At 62.9% G+C, this 21,148-nt stretch carries 16 protein-coding genes and 3 tRNA genes; 7 read left to right on the forward strand and 12 right to left on the reverse strand.

Annotation, left to right across the window (positions count from 1 at the left end; translation table 11 throughout):
- Positions 1–63: 63 nt before the first annotated feature.
- The 8 genes from BLW21_RS04065 to BLW21_RS04100 all read right to left on the reverse strand — a co-directional run bounded on the left by BLW21_RS04065 (position 64) and on the right by BLW21_RS04100 (position 6,489).
- Positions 64–600: a (2Fe-2S)-binding protein gene (locus BLW21_RS04065; RefSeq protein WP_175470852.1), complete on the reverse strand. Its 537-nt coding sequence runs from the start codon at positions 598–600 to the stop codon at positions 64–66.
- A gap of 392 nt (positions 601–992) precedes the next feature.
- Complete coding sequence (locus BLW21_RS04070; protein WP_092738169.1) at positions 993–2,234, reverse strand: serine hydrolase domain-containing protein; 1,242 nt, start codon at positions 2,232–2,234, stop codon at positions 993–995.
- Between the two features lie 287 nt (positions 2,235–2,521).
- On the reverse strand, positions 2,522–2,821 hold the full coding sequence (locus tag BLW21_RS04075) for a putative quinol monooxygenase (protein ID WP_092738170.1): 300 nt from the start codon (positions 2,819–2,821) through the stop codon (positions 2,522–2,524).
- Positions 2,822–2,988: 167 nt separating this feature from the next.
- On the reverse strand, positions 2,989–5,616 hold the full coding sequence (locus tag BLW21_RS04080) for a TonB-dependent receptor (RefSeq protein ID WP_217633833.1): 2,628 nt from the start codon (positions 5,614–5,616) through the stop codon (positions 2,989–2,991).
- 33 nt (positions 5,617–5,649) lie between these two features.
- The gene (locus BLW21_RS04085; protein ID WP_092738171.1) at positions 5,650–5,943 is read right to left on the reverse strand and encodes a hypothetical protein; all 294 of its coding nucleotides are present in this window, start codon (positions 5,941–5,943) and stop codon (positions 5,650–5,652) included.
- A 117-nt stretch (positions 5,944–6,060) separates the two neighbouring features.
- Positions 6,061–6,134: transfer RNA gene (locus tag BLW21_RS04090), tRNA-Arg, on the reverse strand.
- 100 nt (positions 6,135–6,234) lie between these two features.
- Positions 6,235–6,308, reverse strand: a tRNA-Pro gene (locus tag BLW21_RS04095).
- Between the two features lie 93 nt (positions 6,309–6,401).
- Positions 6,402–6,489, reverse strand: a tRNA-Ser gene (locus BLW21_RS04100).
- 191 nt (positions 6,490–6,680) lie between these two features.
- Here BLW21_RS04100 and BLW21_RS04105 point away from each other — a divergent pair.
- The 4 genes from BLW21_RS04105 (at position 6,681) to BLW21_RS04120 (ending at position 11,670) form a co-directional block, all read left to right on the forward strand.
- Positions 6,681–7,682: a VWA domain-containing protein gene (locus tag BLW21_RS04105; protein WP_139255074.1), complete on the forward strand. Its 1,002-nt coding sequence runs from the start codon at positions 6,681–6,683 to the stop codon at positions 7,680–7,682.
- Positions 7,679–8,656, forward strand: a complete 978-nt coding sequence (locus tag BLW21_RS04110; protein WP_092738173.1) for a hypothetical protein — start codon at positions 7,679–7,681, stop codon at positions 8,654–8,656. The genes BLW21_RS04105 and BLW21_RS04110 overlap by 4 nt, the downstream gene beginning before the upstream one ends.
- A 272-nt stretch (positions 8,657–8,928) precedes the next feature.
- A complete protein-coding gene (locus BLW21_RS04115) occupies positions 8,929–10,110 on the forward strand; it encodes an acetyl-CoA C-acyltransferase (RefSeq protein WP_317040217.1) in 1,182 nt (393 codons plus the stop codon).
- A 135-nt stretch (positions 10,111–10,245) separates the two neighbouring features.
- Complete coding sequence (locus tag BLW21_RS04120; RefSeq protein WP_092738174.1) at positions 10,246–11,670, forward strand: toxin-antitoxin system YwqK family antitoxin; 1,425 nt, start codon at positions 10,246–10,248, stop codon at positions 11,668–11,670.
- Positions 11,671–11,853: 183 nt separating this feature from the next.
- Here the strand turns inward: BLW21_RS04120 and BLW21_RS04125 are convergent, their stop codons facing one another.
- Positions 11,854–13,635, reverse strand: a complete 1,782-nt coding sequence (locus BLW21_RS04125; protein WP_092738175.1) for a DUF885 domain-containing protein — start codon at positions 13,633–13,635, stop codon at positions 11,854–11,856.
- Positions 13,636–13,855: 220 nt separating this feature from the next.
- On the opposite strand from BLW21_RS04125, the gene BLW21_RS04130 reads away from it, so the two are divergent.
- The 3 genes from BLW21_RS04130 to BLW21_RS04140 all read left to right on the forward strand — a co-directional run bounded on the left by BLW21_RS04130 (position 13,856) and on the right by BLW21_RS04140 (position 19,058).
- Positions 13,856–14,359 (forward strand): hypothetical protein, encoded by a 504-nt coding sequence (locus BLW21_RS04130; protein ID WP_092738176.1) that lies wholly within the window; start codon positions 13,856–13,858, stop codon positions 14,357–14,359.
- Positions 14,360–14,771: 412 nt separating this feature from the next.
- Positions 14,772–18,461, forward strand: a complete 3,690-nt coding sequence (locus BLW21_RS04135) for a type IIG restriction enzyme/methyltransferase (protein ID WP_092738177.1) — start codon at positions 14,772–14,774, stop codon at positions 18,459–18,461.
- A gap of 120 nt (positions 18,462–18,581) precedes the next feature.
- A complete protein-coding gene (locus BLW21_RS04140) occupies positions 18,582–19,058 on the forward strand; it encodes a hypothetical protein (protein WP_092738178.1) in 477 nt (158 codons plus the stop codon).
- 429 nt (positions 19,059–19,487) lie between these two features.
- Here the strand turns inward: BLW21_RS04140 and BLW21_RS04145 are convergent, their stop codons facing one another.
- The 3 genes from BLW21_RS04145 to BLW21_RS04155 form a co-directional block, all read right to left on the reverse strand.
- Positions 19,488–19,940 (reverse strand): hypothetical protein, encoded by a 453-nt coding sequence (locus tag BLW21_RS04145; RefSeq protein ID WP_092738179.1) that lies wholly within the window; start codon positions 19,938–19,940, stop codon positions 19,488–19,490.
- Between the two features lie 54 nt (positions 19,941–19,994).
- Positions 19,995–20,450: a hypothetical protein gene (locus BLW21_RS04150; RefSeq protein WP_092738180.1), complete on the reverse strand. Its 456-nt coding sequence runs from the start codon at positions 20,448–20,450 to the stop codon at positions 19,995–19,997.
- 216 nt (positions 20,451–20,666) lie between these two features.
- Positions 20,667–21,125 (reverse strand): hypothetical protein, encoded by a 459-nt coding sequence (locus BLW21_RS04155; protein ID WP_092738181.1) that lies wholly within the window; start codon positions 21,123–21,125, stop codon positions 20,667–20,669.
- Positions 21,126–21,148: the final 23 nt, after the last annotated feature.

Below are 21,148 nucleotides of genomic sequence, written 5' to 3' on the forward strand. Positions count from 1 at the left end.
AAGTTAGCGCTTAGTGCTTGGCACATTCAATCTGTAATCGTTGAGTCAATCAGGTTCTAAGCTCTATGCTCCAACATCTGAGCTCTCTTTATCAACGACTTCCTTCACCGCGTCCAGAATGCCCACGTAGGCGCCGCAACGGCAGAGGTTGCCGCTCATCAACTCCTTTATTTCGGCTTCGGAGTGGGCGCGTCCTTCGTTGAGCAGGCCCTGGGCCGAACAGATCTGGCCGGGCGTGCAGTAGCCGCACTGGAAGGCGTCGTGGTCGACGAAGGCCTGTTGCAACGGGCTCAGGTTTTCGGGGGTGCCCAGGCCCTCAATGGTCGTAATGTCATCGTCTTCGTGCATCACGGCCAGCGTGAGGCAGCTGTTGATGCGGAGGCCGTTCACGAGCACCGTGCAGGCGCCGCACTGACCATGGTCGCAGCCCTTTTTAGTGCCCGTGAGGTGGGCGTACTCGCGCAGCGCGTCGAGCAGGCTGGTCCAGGGGGCGAGTTGCAGGGTGCGGGTTTCGCCGTTGATGTGCAGGCGAACCGGGCCAGTAGGCACCGGGGCCGGCACGCCCCCAGTATAAGGGGTGCTGGTAAGTGGTTGCGACATAAATAGGGCTGTGGTGGTGAAGGAGAAAGACGCCTGATGCCGCCGGCATGTTGCCGGCAGGCACCTTTTCTGTACGCCCGCAACGGCTACAGCGTTATGATTCGCGCCATGTTTTTTTGGCTCTAAAACCAACAAAGCGGTCAACCGCACTTTATATAGCAGGTCTGGCCCCGCGAAACACCGCTGGCTTCTACTTCTGATAGCACTTTGCGGCTCCTCCCCTTCCCTGGCTACGCCTGCAGTGCAAGTGCGTCTGTAAGTCGACCCGGTAACTCACTCCTTCACCTGCCGCTACCGCCTCACCCTACCCGCCTCCGATACGCCGTTGGTGGTGCGGCTGAGCCGGAGTAGCCGCTTTGAGCTGCAACCGATACCAGATTGGAACCGGATTGCTAACGCGCTATCCGGTTTTGGTATTTTTCCAGGGTTCTCCAGATGCTGTACATCGCCACCTCACCGGCCCGGTCGGAGTAGCTGGTATTCAGGAGCAAAAGTCGGCCGACACCGGATTCAGGGTCGAAAAACATAAGTGCCACCACGCCGGGGTCGCCGCCGGTATGCCCAATATAGCCGGTGTAGCCGAAGCCCATAGTGATGCCCACATTATAGGATTCGCTGTAGGGGTTGCGCTCGTTGCGGTCCTCGAAGTTGCCGGCCGCCAATTGAGGCCGAAATAGTTCGCGGTAGCTTGCCGGCCCTAGTATACTACCCTGCCCTTGGTAGCCACGAATCAGCTCGCGCAGGTACTTACCCAGGTCGGCAACTGATGCCCGGAAGCCCCCGTCGGGATACGTGGCGCACTCGTAGTAAGGCAGCGGTACGGCGGGCAGCAGGTAGAGCCGGGCGTGCCGGGAGGCGGCAACGTCGGCAAAGCGCCAGCCCGAGTCCCGCATGCGTAGTGGGCGGGTAAGGTAGCGGGCCGTGAAGTCGGGAAACGGCTGCTTGCTGACCAGTTCCACCACGTAAGCCGCCAGCGAAGCGCCCACATTGGAATACTCATACAGCTCGCCCGGACGGCGGGCCAGATATCCCTTCGGCTGGTACCACTTGCCCCCCGGCGTCAGCACACGCTGCAAAAATACGGGCAAGCTAACCGCCGAATCAGCGGGAACAAACGTCTGCTCGCCCTCCAGGGCCAGCGGCAGGCCCGTTAGGTCCTGATTGGGCCGGAGGTAGTAGTTCTTGCTCAGGTAAAAGTCGTTGTCGCGGATGCCGGACGTGTGGGTAGCCAGGTGCCGGAGCGTAATCGGGGCGTCGGGAAAGTGGGGGTTGACGACCGGGAAGGGCAGGTACTGGTTGATGGGGTCGTCGAGCCTGAGCAACCCTAATTCCTGCGCCTTGAGCAAGGCGAAGCCAATCAGTGTTTTGGACACCGACGCAATGGGCTGGACGGTATGGCTATCGTAGGGCCTGCGGGCCTGCACATCGGCAAAACCAAAACCGCGCTGGTAAAGAACCCCTCGGGCGTTCACGATGGCCACCCCAAACCCGTTGGTATGGCCCTGGCCGAGCACGGCCTGCAGTTCCGCCGTTAGCGAGTCGAGGGCTGCTTGGCGCCGGTTCGGCTGGGCGCTGGCCGGCAGAACAATGCCGAACACGAGGCAGAGCAGCAGGACCGCAAGGTTTTGGCGCATAACATCAGAGGGGCAAGTAATAAGGAGCAGCGTAACCGGCAACTACCGGCAACTACCAGCAGCAAATAAAAGCCTCTTTGGCCACATGAGCTACTGCCCGATTGCCTGGGACTGGTTAGCAGCTTCTTACGGTTGCCGGATTTCTTACCTCAGGCAACTCCAAACCCGTTGCCTGACGAGCGGACACACCTCGTTATTTACCCCTTAAAAAAAACAGCGCGCGAACCCGTTTTCGGATTCGCGCTACTTTACTACAGTGCCTTGTACATGGGCAGTAGCCCGAAACGTTACGCGCCTTTGGAGGCCAGAATGTCGAGCATCTCTACGGCCGGAGCCGAGGAAAACAGGTCGGGGGCCTGGGCAAAAAGGGCCTCAGCTACCTTACCGCCCAAGTGCTCTTTACGGCCGGACTCATCGGCAAACGTATCGAAGATGCCAAAGGTCGAAGGGCCCATCTGCACCCCGTACCAAGTGGCGGTACCGGGCTCCTGCTCTACCAGGGCGAGGCCACCGCGCAGAAAATCGGCTACTTCCTGCTCTTTACCGGGCTTGGCTTCGAGACGTACAAACAATCCTACTTTTACCATGATTGTGGGGCTTAAAGGGTTGGCAAGTAGGACCGGCTCAACAGTAGAATGTTCACGGCAACACTTTACTAAGCCCTGGAACGTCATGCCTGGGCAAGCGGGCGCCAGACGAAGTATGACGTCTGCTTGCCCTGTAGCAGCGTATTCTGCCTGTTCTGGCTCCTCCCCTACAGCCCGTAAGTAACCTGCGCATAGTACAACCCGCCCACGCTGGGGCCGCCAAGATAGCTGACGTAATAGTGGTTGAGGACGTTGCTGGCGCCGAACTTAAGCCGCAGGTTGGGCGCGGGCAGGTGGTAGCTGAGCTGGGCATCGAGCGTGCCGTAGGCCGGCACGGTGCCGCTGACGAGGAAGGTTTCGGAAAAGTAGCTTGTCTGCCAGCGGTAGTTGAGGCCGAAGCCCAGGTGGCGATACACGTTTTCGTGGGCTAGGTTGAGGTTGTAGCTCCAGCGCGGCGTGTTGAAGCCGGCCTCCAGCCCGTCGGCGGCTTCGGTGCGGGCCAGGCGGGCGTAGGTGGTGCTGGCGCCGGCCAGCAGGCCACCGGGCACATCGTAGCGCAGGCCCAGCGAGCCGCCATAGTTATACACGCGGCTGCGCGAGTTGGTCCAGAGGCGGTAGCGGGCCTGGGTGGCGCGGGCATTGAGGGCGGTGGCCACGGCGTTGGGGCTGGCTCCGGCCGGCAGGGGCTGCCCATCGGGGGCCAGCGGCACGTAGGCTTCCACCTGGGCAATAAAGTCGCGGTAGGTATTGTAGTAGAAATCCACGTCGGCCAGCAGCCGGCCGCCGGGCAGCGCGGCCGCCTTGTAGCCTACCTCCCAGGAGCGCACGAACTCGGGCCTCAGGTAGGTGTAGGGAGTACGCGTGAGCAGGTTCTGGCTGGCGGCCACGGCTAGGCTCCGGCTGAGCCCGCCGGTATTCACGGCCTGAGTTACGGCCGCGTTAAAGGCCTCAATGGAGCTGCGCAGGTAGCTGTTCTCGAACACCCCGTCCGACATCACCCGCAGCCCCCCAATGCGCTTTACCTGCCCGCTGTTCACGTTGGAAAACCCCTCGAACAAGCTCGGGAAGCGGTAGCCGCTCTGGTAGCTGAGCCGAAAGTTGTGGCGGGCCGTGGGCGAGTACACGGCCGTTAGCCGGGGGTTGAACCGGGTGCTGAAATACCGGTTCTTGTCGGCCCGCAGCGTGGCCGTGAGGCGGAGCTTCTCGCCCGGCAGCAGCCGCGCCCCAACCTGCGCAAAACCGCCGGTTTTGCCGTAGGCCAGGGTGCTGAACTGGTCGCGGCCGGGGTTGGGGTTGATGAAATAGTTGCCATCAGGCTGCACAAAATAGGTGCGGTGGTCGGCCCCCACCAGCACATCGGCCCAGACCGGCAGCCCCTTACCCCCGCCCTGGCGCAGGGACGCGCCCAGGTTGGCCTGCACTTCGGCGTGCAGCAAATCGGCCCGCACCCGCAGGGCCGCGCCCTGGTCCCAGTTGTTGATGTCGGCCAGGGCGTTCAGGCGCTGCCGGAACGCCGAAGTACCGGGCTGCAGGCGGCCGGTATCGGCAAAAGCACGAGCGGCGGCGTGGGCCGCGGCCACCGGCTGGCCCTGCCCCACGGCCCGGTTCCACTCGGCGGTATAGTCGGCGTTCCAGGCGTTGTCGGGCTTGAAGCTGCGGTCGAGGTTTTCGGCGGCCGAGCGCAGGTTATAGCTTTTGCCGGTGTTTTCCTGCGTGAAATAGGCCCGCGCCTGCACCACGGGCGTCGTCAGCTGCAGGGCATGTTGCTGCAGGCGGTAGTCGGCCAGCTGAAAGCGGTTGCTGCGCTGGTACACATTATCGAACCGGGCACCCCGGTAGGTGTAGGCCAGCTCGGTGCGGGTGTTCGGTTTGTAGTGCAGGGCCGCATCGTATTTCAGCGTCTGCAAATGGTAGTCCACCACGTCGCGCTCCAAATAGCCAGTACGGGCCACCTGGTAGCTTTTACCGCCCAGCGTCAGCGTGCTGCGGTTTGATGATTCGTTGCCGTAGCTGCTCACCGGGTCGCGGGCGGGATTCTCGGGTCCCAGCAGGCCGGTGCTGGCGTTGCCGTTGGGATTAAGCTCGGTCGGGTCGGTGGCCATCCAGTCGTAGCCCCGCAGGTAGGTGCCGTTCACCTTAAACGCCCACTTCGGCCCCAGCACCCGGGCGTAGCGCAGGCTGGTTTCGGCGTATGGCCGCGTGCCGGTATTAGCGTCGTTCACGTGGTTGACGCCCACTTTCTGCTGCAAACTCAGGCCCTCACTTAAAAACGGGTTGCGGGTGCTGAAATTAGCCAGTCCGTTGAGCGCGTTGAGCCCGTAGAGCGCGGCAGCCGTACCCGGCACTATTTCCACACTTTTAATATCCAGGTCGCTCGGCCCAAGCACGTTGCCAATCGGCCCGCCAATGTGGGGAGCCTGGTTATCAATGCCATCGACGAGTTGGGCGAAGCGCACATTGGTCGTGTTGGCGAAGCCGCGGGCATTGAGCACCTTAAACCCCAGGCTGGGCGTGAGCACCTGCACGCCCTTTACCTGCTCTAGGGCATCGAAAAACGAAGGCGCGGGCGACAGCCGCAGCGCCCGCGCAGTCAGCTTCTCCACCGTCACCGGCGACTGCAAAATGCTTTCCTCTACCTTGGAAGCCGCTACTACCACCTCGCCCAGCATCACCGGCCGCCGAGTAGTATCAGGTGGCGCAACCTGCTGCGCCAGCGCCGGGCTGGCCACTGTAGCGGCCGTGGCAGTTAGCCCAACCAGCGCCCGGCGGCAGGTTCCGCGTAAAGAATGCTTCATGGGGCAACAGCACCGATTGGTGGCCGGGTGGGTTCAGACGAAGACACTCTCCTCAATGGCCATCGAAATGTCCACTTCCTCCAGCGGTGGCACCAGCGAAAAGCGCGACTCGTGGAAATTAGCCTCGGGGAAGCCCGGCGCTACGGCCGCGTTGTTGATTTGGTGCAGCGTAATGCCGAAGCCGTTGTGCGTATCGTACACGTCGCGCACAGTGTAAATGGGGCCGCGCTTCGGCGTCTGAATATTGGGATTCTGCACCAGCAGCATAGTAAAGTCGTCGTTGGTGCAGATAACTTCCTGGCCAGGATGGAAAAGGGGCGCTTTCATAAGGGCAAAGATAAGGGGCAGCCGGGCAGCAGTTGCTTTAGCCGCACTCTTGGCGAAGCAGCGAAGCCGGCCACAAAAAAACCACTTAGTACAGTCGCTAAGTGGTTTTTCTCGCTGTACCCCGTACACGATTCGAACGTGTGACCGCCTGCTTAGAAGGCAGGTGCTCTATCCAGCTGAGCTAACGAGGCAGGTTGGGTTAACAAAGTAAACCGCACTATTGAATAATAGGGCGCGTTCTAAAAAGCAAAAAGCCGCCCGCCCCAAAGGCGGGCTGACGGCTAAATGTTGTCGGGGTGGCAGGATTCGAACCTGCGGCCTCCTGCTCCCAAAGCAGGCGCGATACCGGGCTACGCTACACCCCGAAAAATAATTAGTAATTGACAATTAGTAATGAATACCAATTGGAGAACCAATAATTATTCATTACTAATTGTCAATTACTAATTCACACAAAGCGGAGAGAGGGGGATTCGAACCCCCGGTAGCCTTTAGAGCTACGGCAGTTTAGCAAACTACTGGTTTCAGCCACTCACCCATCTCTCCTGAAGGGTTGTCCTTTCCGGTTGAAAGGTGTTGCAAATATACGAGCCGGATGGAGATTCAAACCCTGTTCCGAAAAATATCTTCCATCTTGCCACTGCATTTGGGGCTTGCAGGCCGCAAATTGGCACTTTCTGACTGAGAAACGGCCCCACCCTTTTGGTTGGTTGTATTGTGAACATGAACCCGTTACCGTGTCGTTGAACTGGGCGTATCTGCCGGGCTGGCCGGAAACGGCAGCGGCGCTTATTTTTTTATTTTTTTACCTGGGCTACGCGCTCCGGACCCGCCGGCTGGCTGCTCCGCTGGGTCAGCACGGCGGCCGGCTGAGCTGGAAACTGGCCTTGCGCCTGCTCTATTGCGGCCTGCTGGGCGCCGCTTTGCTAGGTCCGGCCTACGGCCTCACCCAGCACCCGGTGCGCACGGCCGGCAAAGACGTGTGGCTGCTCGTGGATTTGTCGCGCTCGATGAACGCGCCCGACGTGGCCCCCTCGCGGCTGCAGAAGCTGAAGGCCGAACTGACCACGCTGGTGCACCGCTTTCCGGCCGACCGGCTGGGACTGATTGTGTTTGCCGGCGAAGCCTACGTGCAATGCCCGCTTACGTATGACCAGGACGCGCTGCAACTGTTCGTGAGCACGCTGCAAACCGGCCTCGTGCCGGCCGGCACCACCGATCTGGCACCTCCGCTCAAGCTCGTACTGGCGCGCCTGACCCCGGTTGCCGCGCCCGCCGGGCCGGCGGCGGCCGAGGTTCCGCCCCGCGCGACGGCCGTCGTGCTGGCCACCGACGGCGAGGATTTTGGCGAGAACCTGGAACCGACAGTGCGGGTGCTGGCCCGCTCCGGGGCCCGCGTATTTACGATGGGTGTGGGCACTACGGAGGGCAGCCGCATTCCGCTTCCTGATGGCCGGCCGGGCTACGTGCGCGACGCCCGGGGCCGCGACGCCGTAACGCGACTAGTGCCTACTCCACTGCGCCGCTTGGCCGAGCAGACCGGCGGCCAATACTTCGAGCTGACCGACCAGCGCAACGAGTTTCCACTGCTGCTCACTGCCCTCAACCAGATAGAGGGCCAGACCCAGCAGGTACGCACCGTGGCCGTGGCCGACAACCGCTACCGCTACCCGCTGGCGCTGGCGTTGCTGCTCATCGGGCTCGATATTCTGCTGACCGTGAAAGTTATCCGGCCATGAAAATCCTGCTGACTACGCTGCTCCTGCTGTTCAACTTCTGGGACAGCCTCACCCGCATCCACGACCGCAACGCGGCCGTGCAGCGCGGAGCTGCCGCCTACGCCAACCGGCAGTACGCCGAGGCTGCCCTGGCCTACCGCGAGGCCGCCCTGGAGCTTGACGCCACCGACGACGCGCTGTGGCTGAACCTGGCCCACGCTACCCTGCGGGCCGGTCGGCCCGGCGAGGCCCGCACCTATTATGGGCACTTACTAACCAGCCCCAACCGGCAAATGCGGAGCGTGGCGCTGCAGCAGTTGGCCGCCCTGGCCGCCAGCCGGGGCGAGTATGCACCTGCCGTAGCCCTGCTGCGGCAGGCGCTGCTGGCCGATGCTGGTAACGCGGGCGCCCGCTACAACTATGAGGTGCTGCGCCGCTTTTTAGCTGGCCGCACTACCCCGCCCCCGCCGCCCCCACCCGGCACCGATGGCAGCCCTAAAAAGCAGCCGGATGGCCCCCGCGAGCAACAACCGCAACCCAAAGCCGGTCCTGATGCTTCAGGCCAACGCCCCGACCCCACCCAGCCCAACGACCCGGGCAGCCCGCCCCAGGCTCGTCCCGACGCTGGCGGCCGATCCGACCCGACCCAGCCTTCTGCCGCGCCCGGCGGTGCGGCCAGCGGCGGTTTCCGGCCCGGCGCGGGGGCCGAGCGCAACGTGGCCCAAGGACGCGAGGCGGGTACGGTGCGCGGCCTCAGCAACGAAGAAAACGGCCCCGCCGCCCCCAACGGCAGCAGCGGCCGCGGCGGCACCGAAGCCGCCGCCCTCAACGAAGCCAACCAGCAAACCCAGCGCGCCCGCCTGCAACAAATGAACCTGAGCCCCGGCCAGGCCCGCCAGCTGCTCGAAGCCCTGCGCACCGCCGAGCAGCAGTACCTGCAGCAACTTCCCCGCAAAGCCACCGCCCCCCGCGACGAAACCAAACCGGCATGGTAGCGGGGAAGCAAGGTGATGGGTAAAGAGGTGAGGTGAGGATGGGAGATTGTCATTCTGAGCATGTGGCGCATCAAGCCAGGGTGCACAGCCGTAGTCGAAGCATCTCGCGTGCCACAGTAACTCCTGACGACAGGGTTACCATTGCACGCGAGATGCTTCGCGCTACTCAGAATGACAACTGCCCCATCACCCCACCATCACCCCACACACCACCTCACTATTTCACCTTTCGTACCTTTAGGGTCTAACCTCAACCCCACCCCACCTAACTTATGCAAATCAAGGAAGTAGTAATCGTAGCCGCCGTACGCACGCCTATCGGTTCGTTTGGCGGCAGCCTGGCCTCGTTGTCGGCTGTAGAGTTGGGCGCTATTGCCATTAAGGGCGCTTTGGAAAAAGCCGGCGTCGATGGCAAAGAGGTGCAGCAGGTAATTATGGGCAACGTGATTTCGGCCAACCTGGGCCAGGCTCCGGCCCGCCAGGCCGCCAAGAAAGCCGGCCTGCCCGACACCGTGGAGTGCACAACCGTGAACAAAGTATGTGCCTCGGGCTCGAAAGCCATTATGTACGGCGCCCAGGCCATTATGCTGGGCCAGGCCGATGTAGTGATGGCAGGCGGCATGGAGAGCATGAGCAACGTGCCCTACTACCTCGACAAAGCCCGTTTCGGGGCCAAGTACGGCAACGGCCAGATGATTGACGGCCTGATGAAGGACGGCCTTTGGGACCCCTACAACGACTACGCCATGGGCAACGCCGCCGATGCCACCGCTGCCCACTACGGCATCACGCGCGAAGACCAGGACGCCTTTGCCCAGCAGAGCTACGAGCGTAGCGCCGCCGCTGCCAAAGCCGGCAAAAAGAAGGACGAAATCGTACCCGTTACCATCACGGTGCGCGGCAAGGAAACCGTTATTTCTGACGACGAGGAGTACCTGAAGGCTGATTTTGCTAAGTTTTCCAGCCTGCGGGCCGCCTTCACCAAGGAGGGCACCGTAACGGCCGCCAACGCCTCTACCCTCAACGACGGAGCCGCCGCCGTGCTGCTGATGAGCCGCGAGAAAGCCGACGAATTGGGCATCAAGCCGATAGCCATCATCCGGGGCTTCGCCGATGCCGAGCAGGCGCCCGAGTGGTTCACCACTACCCCGTCGCTGGCTATTCCGAAGGCATTGAAGAACGCCGGTTTGGAGGCTTCCGATGTGGATTTCTACGAAATTAACGAGGCTTTCTCGGTGGTTTCGCTGGCCAACAACAAGCTGCTGAACCTGGAAGGCACCAAGGTGAACGTGTACGGCGGCGCCGTGTCGCTGGGCCACCCGCTGGGTGCTTCCGGCGCGCGCATCGTTACCACGCTGCTGAACGTGATGGAGAACGAGGGCGGCAAAATCGGCGTCACCGGCATCTGCAACGGTGGTGGCGGCGCCAGCAGCATTGTGCTGGAAAGAGTTTAACAGCCGATTAGCCCGGATTCTCCGGGCACTTTTTGCGTTAAGTTTAGAAGCCCTGCCGCACATTTTGCGGCAGGGCTTTTGATTACCGGGCTGTCTGCAACGCACTACTTCGTCCTTTTCGCCGTTCTTGTCGCTATGAGATTTCTGCCCGTCCTGATTTTCCTTCTCACTGCCACCAGCGCCGCCCAGGCCCAGAAGCTGCGGCGGCTAACGACGTACTTCGACTCGACGCGGGTACACCCACGGGAAAAGTTTGCGGCAATTGTGGGAACCGATACCGTGATGCAGGGACCATACAAGCGGTTTTATTATACCGGTAAGCTCGAAGCCCAGACCCGCTACACGGCTGGCAAGCGCGACTCGGCCTACGTGGAGTTCCACCCCAACGGCGGGCGGCGGCTGGAGGTAACCTACCAGGATGGCGTGCGCCAGGGGCCCTTCAAAACCTATTACGACACTGGTAAGCTGGCCCAGGAAGGCTCTTTTGCCGACGATGAGCCCAACGGCGAGTTGCGCTACTTTTTCCCCGATGGCCGCATCAAACTGGAAACGACGCTGGCTAAGGGCCAGCCCAGCGGCTTGGTACGCGAGTTATACGATTCGGGCAAGCCCAAAGCCGAAATCACGTTTACCGACGGCCAGGCCAACGGGCCGGTGCGCACCTACTACGAAAACGGCCAGCTGGAAAGCGAGGGCAGCTACCGCCGCGGGCTGCTGGCCGGCCCCTACAAAACGTACTACGACAACGGCCAGCCCGAAACCGAAGTGCTGGCCGACCAGACCGGCCGCGGCCGCTACCGCAGCTACTACCGCTCGGGCCAGCTCCAGACCGAGGGCACCTACGTGGCCGTGCCGCTGGTGGGCCGGGCCGTGAAAAACCCACTCGGCGACGACCTCACCAAGCAGGCCCGCGCCCTGGCCGGCGGCACCAACAACCTCGACGGTCCCGCCAAGGCCTACTACGAGAACGGCGCCGTCAAGAGCACCATGACCTACCGCCAAGGCACGCTGGTGGGCACCCAGCAGGATTTTTACGAGTCGGGCAAGCCCAGGCAGAAGACCGAGTACACCAGCCAGGCCCGCGACCGGAAAATTACCAGCTACTTCGAGGACGGCACGGTGCAACGCGAGCAGCAGTACAAGAACAACCTGCCCGTAGGCCAGTGGCGCAGCTACTTTCCCGGTGGCAAGCAGGTGCAGCAGCTCCAAACTTACCAGAACGGCCGCCTCGGCGGCGAACAGCTAACCTACTACCCGACCGGCACGCTCAGAAGCAAACTGCTGAATGAGAACGGCAAGGCCGCCGGCCTGGGCCAGGAGTTCTACCCCTCGGGCAAGCTGCAGGCCGAAACCACCTACGTGCGCGGCCTGCGCACCGGGCCCTACCGCCTGCTGCGCGAAGACGGCACGCCCGAAGCCAGCGGCGCCTTCCGCAACGGCAAGGAAACCGGCGTCTGGCTTTACTACGGCCCCGACGGCACCACCGTCAAGGAGCGCAAAACCTACCGCAACGGCCAGGTAGTGCTGCCCGGCAGCGGCGCGCCCCTGAAGAAGAAGTAGGCAGAAAAGAGCCCCAGCGGGGCGGCATATCGGTAGCACACCCACGACAACAAGCTAAAGCCCCAGCGGGGCGACACCAGCCGTAGAACGATTAGTGCCGCCCCGCTGGGGCTTTGGGTTCGATGCAATAATGTTTACTACCAATATGTCGCCCCACTGGGGCTGTGGTCGCCCACGCACCCCCTACTTCTTCTCCTTCGCCAGCATCATATCCCGAATGTACTTCACCGGGGCGCTGCCGTAGCTGAGAAACTGCTCGTGGAAAGCTTTCAGGCTGAAATCCTTGGCTTGTTTCTGCTTGAGCTCCTCGCGCAGGTCGTAGATTTCGGTGTAGCCGGTGAAGTAGGAGCTGAGCTGCACCTGGCTCAAGGTGGCGCGCAGCCACTTGTTGCGGGCTTCGGCGTCTTCCTGGAAACCGTCGCGGCGCAGCATTGCCACGGCCTGGGCTTCGGTGAGATTGCCGGCCTGCACCTCGTGGTCGAGGATGGCGTTGAGCGTGACGCGCATGTTCCACTTGTCCCACATGAGCCAGAACTCGTCGGTGTTGCCGCCGTAGCCGCTTTCCAGCATCATGCGCTCGGCGTACACGGCCCAGCCCTCAATCATGGCCCCGTTGCCGAGGATGGATTTGATGAGCGAGGGCGAGCGGTTGGCGTACACGAGCTGCGTATAATGGCCCGGAATAGCCTCGTGGATGTTGAGAATCTGGAGCGTGTAGGTGTTGTACTCGCGCAGGTAGCTCTCGGCCTGGGGCGCCGGCAAATCCACAATGGGCTCCACATTGTAGTAGGTGTCGGCCCCCTTGTCGTAGGGGCCGGGGGCCGATACACTGGCCCCGGCACCGCTGCCGCGCATGTAGAGCGGGGTTTCGCGCACGACCAGCGGCTGGGTCGGGTCCTGGGTCAGCAAGTCGTGCTCATTCACCCAGCGCACCAGTTCGGGCATTTGCTCGCGCACGGCGTCAACGAAGCGCTGGGGCGTGGCGTGCTCGCGCGAGAGGGCCGCTACCACGTCGCGCACAATGGCCAGCGTGTCTTTCGGCACGGCCTGGTACTGCACGTATTTGGGGTAGATGCGCAGGGCCCGGGCTTTCATATCCTTTAGCAGTTCCTGGCGGTGCGTGAGGGCCTTTTGATATACCTGCTCGGCCGAATAAGTGCTCTGGATATCGAGGGCAAACTTGCGGGCAAACAGCGCGGGCCCGATGCGGAAAGGCCGGAAGTTGCCCGCCGGCAGTACCTCCCGCTGCAGAAAGCTGATGTAGCCCTCCATTGCCAGCCGGGTGGTGGCCACACGGCCGCGCAACTCCTCCTTCTCGGCCTCGGTCAGGCCCGATTTGGCCACCGAATCGAGCAACGCCGGGCCGAACACCGACAGGCCGCCCTGGTTCTGGCGGATGGCCAGGTTGGTGTGCTCGCGGGTGGGCCGCTTGATGCTTTGCTTGGCGGCCTCGTAGTAGTCGGTGGCCTGAATGAGCTTGTGGCTGATGGCGCGCAGGCGGCGGTCGAGGGGGGCGTAGCGGCCGTTGAGCAGCTCGGCCACCGAACCGCCCACGTTGTAGTTGGCCGGGTTCCACTCCCAGCTGCGCAGCGTGTCGGCGTAGAAGCGGGCCGAGGCCAGGTAGTTCTGCATCAGCCGGTAGTCAGTCTGGTTGTTCACCGACAGCTTGCCTAGCTCGAACGTCTGCATCTCCTTGGTCCGGCGGGCAATAGCCTGGGCCTCCGTCTGCCGCCGACCGGCCGAGGGCACCACCAGCAGTGAGTCGTAGCGGTGGAAGCCCTGCGAGGAAGCCCACTCGGGGTTGTAGTACCAGAGCGAGTCGATGAACCGGTTTTTGTAGTCGTCGAACGTAGCGTCGGCGGTGGCTGCGGTACCGGTGGCGGGCTTGGTGCCCGGGTCGCAGGCGGCCAGCGAGCAGGCACCGGCCAGCAGCACGGCGGCGGGCAGGAAGTAGCGGTGTTTCATGGGAAGGAGTTAGGCGGGCAAGGTACGCGGCAAGGACGAGAGTACGACGGCCGGCGTTGCGCGGGCGTTTCCGGCAATGCGGCCCCCGAGCACCCACCCCCAGCGCCCCGCTTATCTTCCGGCCCGCCTTTCCGGCCTGGTCTTTTTCGCAACGCGGCTCCCATCTCTGGCGTAGCGTTTGCACTGGCCGCCCGGCGTTCGTTGCCCTTGTCTGCTTCCTATGAAACTTATGCTCGCCGCACTGCTGGCATTGCTCCTGGCCCAGCCGGCCCGCGCCCAGTCCCTCACCCGCCTCGACGGGGCCAATGGTTTCCGCGGCCTGGCCTTCGGGGCGCCGCTTACCGAGGCGCTGCACCTGCAGCTGCTGCGCGACAAAGGCGACGAGAAGGTGTACGAGCGCCTCGACGAGCAGCTGCAGGTAGGAGGATTCCGGGCGGCGCGTATTCACTACAAGTTTTTCCGGGGCCAGTTTGCGGCCGTCACCATCATCGTGAAAGGCAACACCGAAACGCGCAAGGTGCGGCCCGCGCTGGAGGCCCTCTACGGCCCCGGCCAGCTCGAAAGCTTCAGTTGCAAGTGGCAGGGAGCCCTGGTGGCCCTCTCTTACGCCTCCCTCTCCGACGAGCAGACCATCCTGGCCATGAGCAGCCGCCCGCTGGCCGCCCAGATGCAGCAGGCCAGCGCCCCCGCCAACACCACCAAGCTCAAAATCAAGCGGAAGTAACCCCCGGCCCGGCCCCGCTCCTGCCCCGGCGGCCCACCGCGGCACCCCTACTCCCCAACTTCCTCTCTGTGTGCCGCCCTGGCGTGGCGCCTCACCCCCTAGCCCCCTCTCCGAAAAAGGAGAGGGGGGACTAGTTTTTAGCTTTTTAGTCTAGGAAACTAGCTCCCCTCCTTGGAAAGGAGGGGCTGGGGGTGGTTGATGCTAGCGGAACGACGACCAACACCGGTACCAATTCCCGTTCAACGAAGTCAACCACCCCCAGCCCCTCCTTTCCAAGGAGGGGAGCTAGCTTTCTACCCCTCTAAAAAACTACAAGCCAGTCCCCCCTCTCCTTTTTCGGAGAGGGGGCTAGGGGGTGAGGCGCCCCGTGAGGCCGAGCCGAACCGGCAGGCTCCCTATCTTGCCGCCCACTATGAAACTCGCCCCTATCCTGCCCTCCCAGGCCCTCGACCTCGCCTTCCGCCGCCAGAAAACCGCCCGCGCCACCCTCGACGCCTTCGAGGCCGCCCGCCTCCAGCTCCTCCACGAGCTCGATGCCACCAAGGACGAGGCCGATATGGTGCAGCCGCTCAGCCGGTTCTTCGGCCGCGTGGGGCTGGGGGGCTACTACCTCAACTCGCACGGCAAGCGCGACCTGGTGCTGCGCACCGGCCCCGCGCCCGCCGACCCGTTCGGGGTGCTCTTCGAGCTCAAGCACCGCAAAAACCCCGGCGAGATGGTGCGGCCCGACGACTTCAACCGCAAGGCCCTGCACGAGCTGCTGCTGTATTACTTCCAGGAGCGCACCGCCGAGCAGCAGCTGCCCGAATTGCGCCAGCTGGTGCTCACGACCGGCTACGAGTGGTTTATCATCGACGCCCACGAGTTTCACCGGGTGTTCTGGAAGTACACGGCCCTGCGCCAGCACTTCCAGAAGTACAAGCAGGGCCAAACCACCAGCCCCGACACGGCCGACTTCTACAAGGCCGCCCGCGAATTGCTCGACCAGCGCGAAGGCGAGCCCCTGCGCTTCACCCACTTCAGCCTCGACCCGCACGACGAGCAGGGCCGGCGGCGGCCCCTGGGCGAGCGGGAGCGGCTGTGGCTGAGCAAGGTGTTCTCGCCGCCCCATTTGCTCAAGGAGCCCTTCGCCCAGGATGCCAACACGCTCAACCGCGCCTTTTACGAGGAGCTGCTGTACCTGATGGGGCTGGAGGAAGTGAAGGACAAGGGCCGCAAACTCATTCAGCGGTGCGCGCCCGAGCGGCGGCAGCGCGGCTCGCTGCTGGAGAACACGCTGGTGCAGCTGCGGGCCGAAGACATGCTGCGCAACCTGCCCCCCGAGCAGCTGGCCAGCTACGGCCCCAGCCCCGCCGAGCAGGCCACCGGCGTGGCCCTGGAGCTGGGCCTCACCTGGATCAGCCGCCTGCTGTTTCTTAAGCTGCTGGAGGGCCAGCTGCGCCGCTACCACCAGCCCGGCCCCGACGAGGCCTTCCGCTTCCTCGACCCGCGCCAGCTCCAGGAGTACGACCAGCTCAACCTGCTCTTTTATCGGGTACTGAATAGGCCCGCCGCCGAGCGGGAACGGCCCGAGGCCGACCAATACGGGCAGGTGCCCTACCTGAACTCGTCGTTGTTTGAGCCGAGTGCGCTGGAACGGCTGACGCTGCGCATTTCGGGGCTCGATGACAAGGTGGAGCTGCCGCTGCTGGGGGCCGAAACCAAGCGGCGCGGCAGCCGCTCGGTGCTGCGCCAGGAGGCCGGCGGCCCCGCCCCCTCGGCCCTCACCTATCTGCTGCGGTTTCTCGATGCCTACGACTTCGCCTCCGAGGGCTCGGAGCAGGTCGAGGAAGCCGACGCGGCCGAGCGGCCCCTGATTTCGGCGGCCGTGCTCGGGCTCATCTTCGAGAAGATAAACGGCTACCGCGACGGCTCGTTCTACACGCCCGGCTTCATTACCATGTACATGTGCCGCCACACGCTACGGCGGGCCGTGGTGGGCCACTTCAACGGGCGCTATGGCTGGCAGGCCGACGATGTGCCCGCGTTGCGCGAGCTGCTGGCCGAGGCCGGCCGCGCCCGCCGGCCCGAGTTCAGCGCGGCGTTTAACGAGCTGCGGGTGCTTGATCCGGCTGTCGGCTCGGGGCACTTTCTGGTGAGTGCGCTCAATGAGTTGCTGGTGCTCAAGAGCGAGCTGCGCCTGCTGCTCGATGCCGAGGGCGAGCTGCTGCCCTACACCCTCACGGTGGCCCGCGACGAGCTGGTGATTCTCGACCGCGACTACGAAAACCTGTTCGAGTACCGCGCTACGTTTGAGGCCGCCACCGGCCAGCGGCGCGTGAGCCAGCCCCACACCCGCCTGCAAAGCGCCCTGTTCCGCGAGAAGCGCCTGCTCATTGAGCACTGCCTCTACGGCGTCGACCTCAACCCCAACTCGGTGCGCATTTGCCGCCTGCGGCTCTGGATTGAGCTGCTCAAGCACGCCTACTACACCCCCGAAAGCCAGTACCAGGAGCTCGAAACCCTGCCCAACCTCGAACTGAATGTGCGGGCGGGCAACTCGCTCATCAGCCGCTACCCCCTGCAGAGCGACCTGACGGAGGTGTTCCGCAAAAAGGACTTCTCGCTGGCCGCCTACCGCCGGGCCGTGTCGGGGTTTTTCTCGGCGCGGGGGCGCGAGCAGAAACTAGTGCTCGAAGATTTCCTGCAACGCCTCAAAGACCAGTTCCGCACCGATATCCAGCGCCACGACCCGCTGCTCAAGCGCATTGCCCGCGCCCGCGACGAGATGACGCGGGCCGAGCTCGACCAAAAGCCCGACCTGTTCGGCAAGGCTCGCCTGAGCGAGGAGGAGGGCCGGGTCAAGCAGACCAGCGCCCGCCAGAGCCTGGAAAAGCTGGAGCACGAGCGCCAGCAGCGCGAGCAGGGCACCCTCTACCGCGAGGCCTTCGAGTGGCGCTTCGAGTTTCCGGAGGTGTTGCGGCCCGATGGCTCGTTCCGGGGCTTCGATGCCGTGCTGGGCAACCCGCCCTATGGGTCCGCAAAGCAGGAAATCACAAGCAGATATGTAAGTTCAAAGGGCAATTCCGACTTATATAGCGCCTTTATAGAGCAAGCGATAAACCTAACAACACCAAATGGTATAGCTTCATTTATCGTCCCGGTTAGTTGGCTGTCTGGAGATAAGTATTCTTCCTTGAGAGAGCAGGTAAGTAAGACCTCTGAGCTTACTTTAGGTATTATATTACCCTACGGAGTGTTTACCGAGGCATTTGTAGACACCGGAATTTTCTCGTTTAAGAAAAATGTGGGCAAGCCTGACCCCAAATCTTACCAAACCGACGTTTTTCAATTCGGTCCCAAGACTACTATTGCAGGCGACCTACTTGATAACATTACTTTTTCTCAAATCGATAGTGAGCAATGGACCACTAAGAAAGGCATGTCAATCGTTTTTGACAATAGTATAGAGCTTCTGAAAGAAAAGATGAGCGCAAAGAGCGTTTTGTTAGGCTCAATATCTGTTTCTGCACGAGGCATTCTTGCTAATCCAGAAGATATATTTCAGGAGGAACAAGATTTGGCAGAACGACTATTTGTAGGTTCAGCTAGACGATACAGTTTACAAGAAGAATATTCGTGGGTACTCTATGGCGATAATCTAAAAGAGAAGCCTTCGACCAAATCAGTCTTTCAAGGGACTAGATTACTAGTTCGGAGATTAATAAGTAGACAGTTTAGAGTTCAAGCGACTATTACTGAGTCTGATTTTGTGAGTAAAAAAGATATTTACACTCTAAAAGTCACCAATGCAGACTATAATCCATACTACATACTGGGTATTGTCAACTCAGAAGTTGTTTCTCGAACCATTACAGGCAGTTCTACTATTGCGACGAAAAACGATTTTTCTCAGTTGGGCCTGAATGATTTAAGAGGCATTCCGATTCCGGCCGCCACGGCGGAGCAGCAGGCGCCCATAGCTGCGCTGGTCGAGCAGGTGCTGGCCGCCAAAGCCCTGCACCCCGCCGCCGACACTGCCGAGGCCGAGCAGCAGCTCGATGCGCTGGTGGCCGCCCTCTACGGCCTCAGCGACGACGAAATTTCGCTGCTCGGCGGCTAAGGCAGGGCGGGCACTTGCCCAACTCGCTAATATGTCGCACCTTATGGCCGCCAACCCCGGCCGTTGCGCTCCGGCGCGGGGGCAGCTGGTTTCCTTTCCCATCCTTTTATCCCCCATTTTATGCCCAATCAGTTTTCGCAGGACATTCCGGCCGCCGCCCTTAAGCAGGCCCAAACCGCCCTCGACGATTTCCGCACCGCCATCGAGCAGTACCTGCACGCCCTCACCCCCGACGAGCGCCGCACCATGCTCCGCATGGCCGACAAAACCGTGGCCTTCGTGCAAAAAACCGCCGACTATGCCGCCAACACCCCCGCCTTCGTGCCGACGTTCGTGAGCGTGCCCGAGCTGACGCAGGACCTGAAGGGTGTGCAGCAGCTCACGCCCCTCTACCAGCAGCTGGCCCAGCTCACCGAGCTGATGGACTCCACCGTGATGCTGGCCGGCTCCGAGGCCTACGGCGCGGCGCTCACCATTTATAAAAACATCAAGTTTATGGCCGAAAACAAGCAGCCCGGCGCCCAAACCGCCTACGACGACCTCAAGCAGCGCTTCCCCGGCCGCTCGGTGGCCACCCCCCGCCCCGACCGCAGCTAGCCCGTTGGGGGGCAATGGTCCGGCGGCCTCCCAACCTGGCCCGCCGCCCACCCAAACCACCCCGTCGCCCACCCATTCCGGCCCGACTTGCACCCAAGTTGGCCCAACTTCCCCTTAAAAAGGCCCGCCGCCGCGCCAACTTGGCCCGGTGTCGGGCCTTTTTGGTGCGATGCCGGGCCAATGTGGCCCGGCCGTGGTGTTCGGAACACCTTTTTGGCGTGTTATTGGCCCCTATGGTGGCCGCACCCCCTAGCCCCCTCTCCAGGGGGAGAGGGGGGACTAGTTTTTAGTTCTTTTAGTCTAGTTGTGGCTGCGTTAGCTCTAGAAAGCTAGTTTTTAGTCCCCCCTCTCCCCCCGGAGAGGGGGCTAGGGGGTGAGGCAACCATAGGGGCCGACCAGGAACGGAGCCCAGCAGGTTCCTTCCGCGCCCTATTGCGCCGCCGAGTTGTAATAGGCCGCCGTGCCGCCCAGCGCCTGGGCAATGGCTTCCAGCTCGGGCCACTCGTAGCTGGTGCCCAGCAGTCCGCCCCGGCGCACCGCCCGCGCCGCACTAATGGGTTCGTTGAACACAATCCAGCGGGCCCGTAGCAGCAGCTGGTGGCCCTGCACCTGCACAAACACGGCCAGCACGTTGTTGTGCTTGATGGCGGTGAAGTCGGTGGTGAGCGTGAGCAGGTCGGCGTCGGAGTGGCCCAGGCTGTAGCCGCGGGCAGCCAGCACGGCGGCCGCCCGTTGCCAGGCGGCCCGGCCCTCATCGAGCAGTGTGAGCACAACGGTATCGTCGGAGCGCTCGGGCTGGGCGTGCAGCGCGGGGAGCTGGGCAACGGCCGGGGCCGCACCCAGCGCCAGCAGCAACACCAGAAACAGAAGCTTTTTAAGCATAACAAAGGCTTTAGAAAACAGAAAACGGCCCCGGCGGGCAGCCGGGCCGGGCAGTTAGTTGCTGATGGAGCGGGTGTACTGCGCGGTACCGCCCAGCAGCCGGGCCACTTGCTCCACTTCTTCCCAGTAGCGGCTGGTGCCCCCCAGCCAGCGCCCCCAGTCTTGCACGTTCAGCCAAGTTCTTGCCGACTCGGAGCCGCTGCTGGGCGTGTAGGCTTGCAGGCGAAGCTCGTGGCCTTCCACTACCACCAGCAGGCCCATTACGCCGATGTTCTCCACGTCGATAGGTTCGGTAGTAAGCGTGAGCAGCTCGGGGCTGGCGTAGCGGATGGGGTAGCCGCGCTGGGCCAGCAGCCGGCCCACGCGCTGCCAGGCGGCGCGGTCGGCGTCGGGCAGCAGCAGAATAACGGTATCGTCGTGGTCGGTGGGCTGGGCGTGGCGGCCGTCGGTTTGGGCGAGGGCGGGCAGTTGCAGCAACAGCAGAACGAGCAGCAGGGGCAGGTAGCGCATGGGTTAGGGGGGGTATAAGGGAGGTTTACATACCCCGCGCCCCATGCAAGAAACCCGCCAGTTGTGGCAGGCTGGCCGCTCACCGGGCCTTTCATCCCTATTTTAATCCAGCAGCACCGCCTCGGCCAGCAGCGGGAAGTGGTTGGAGCCGCCGTTGGGCCGCCAGCGCGGCCCTGGCCGCCGGCCCGGCCGCACCGGCGGCCCGGCGCCGGCCCTTTAGCGCACCGTTAGCCGGGCGTAGCGCACCGGGCCACCCAACTCGCGGGCAATCAGCTCCAGCTCCTGCCAGCCCTCGCTCTCGCCGCCCAGCGGGGCGCTACGCCGCACCGCAACAATCTGGCTGGGCGAGCCCACCACCGTAATGGCCTCCAGGCGGCCGCGCAAAATCAGCTGGTGTCCCCGCACCAGCGCCGATACGCTCAGGCTGGCGGTGCGGCTGATGGGGTTGAAGGCCGTAGTGAGGGCCAGCAGGTTCACGTCGCTGTGGGCAAACGGATAGCCGCGGTCGGCCAGCACCCGGGCCACGCGCTGCCAGGCCGCCGCCCCTTCCTCGGGCAGCTCCAGCACCAGCGTGTTGTCGTTTTTGTCGGGGGTGGTAGTGCCAACAATGGCTTTCTGAGCAAAAACGGCCGGGCTGGTGCAGGCCAGCAGCGCCACGAGTAGCAGGGTTTTCATGCGCGTACGAAGTAAGGGTTGAC

Origin of the sequence: Hymenobacter psychrophilus (assembly GCF_900107135.1) — a bacterium.
Lineage (GTDB): Bacteria > Bacteroidota > Bacteroidia > Cytophagales > Hymenobacteraceae > Hymenobacter > Hymenobacter psychrophilus.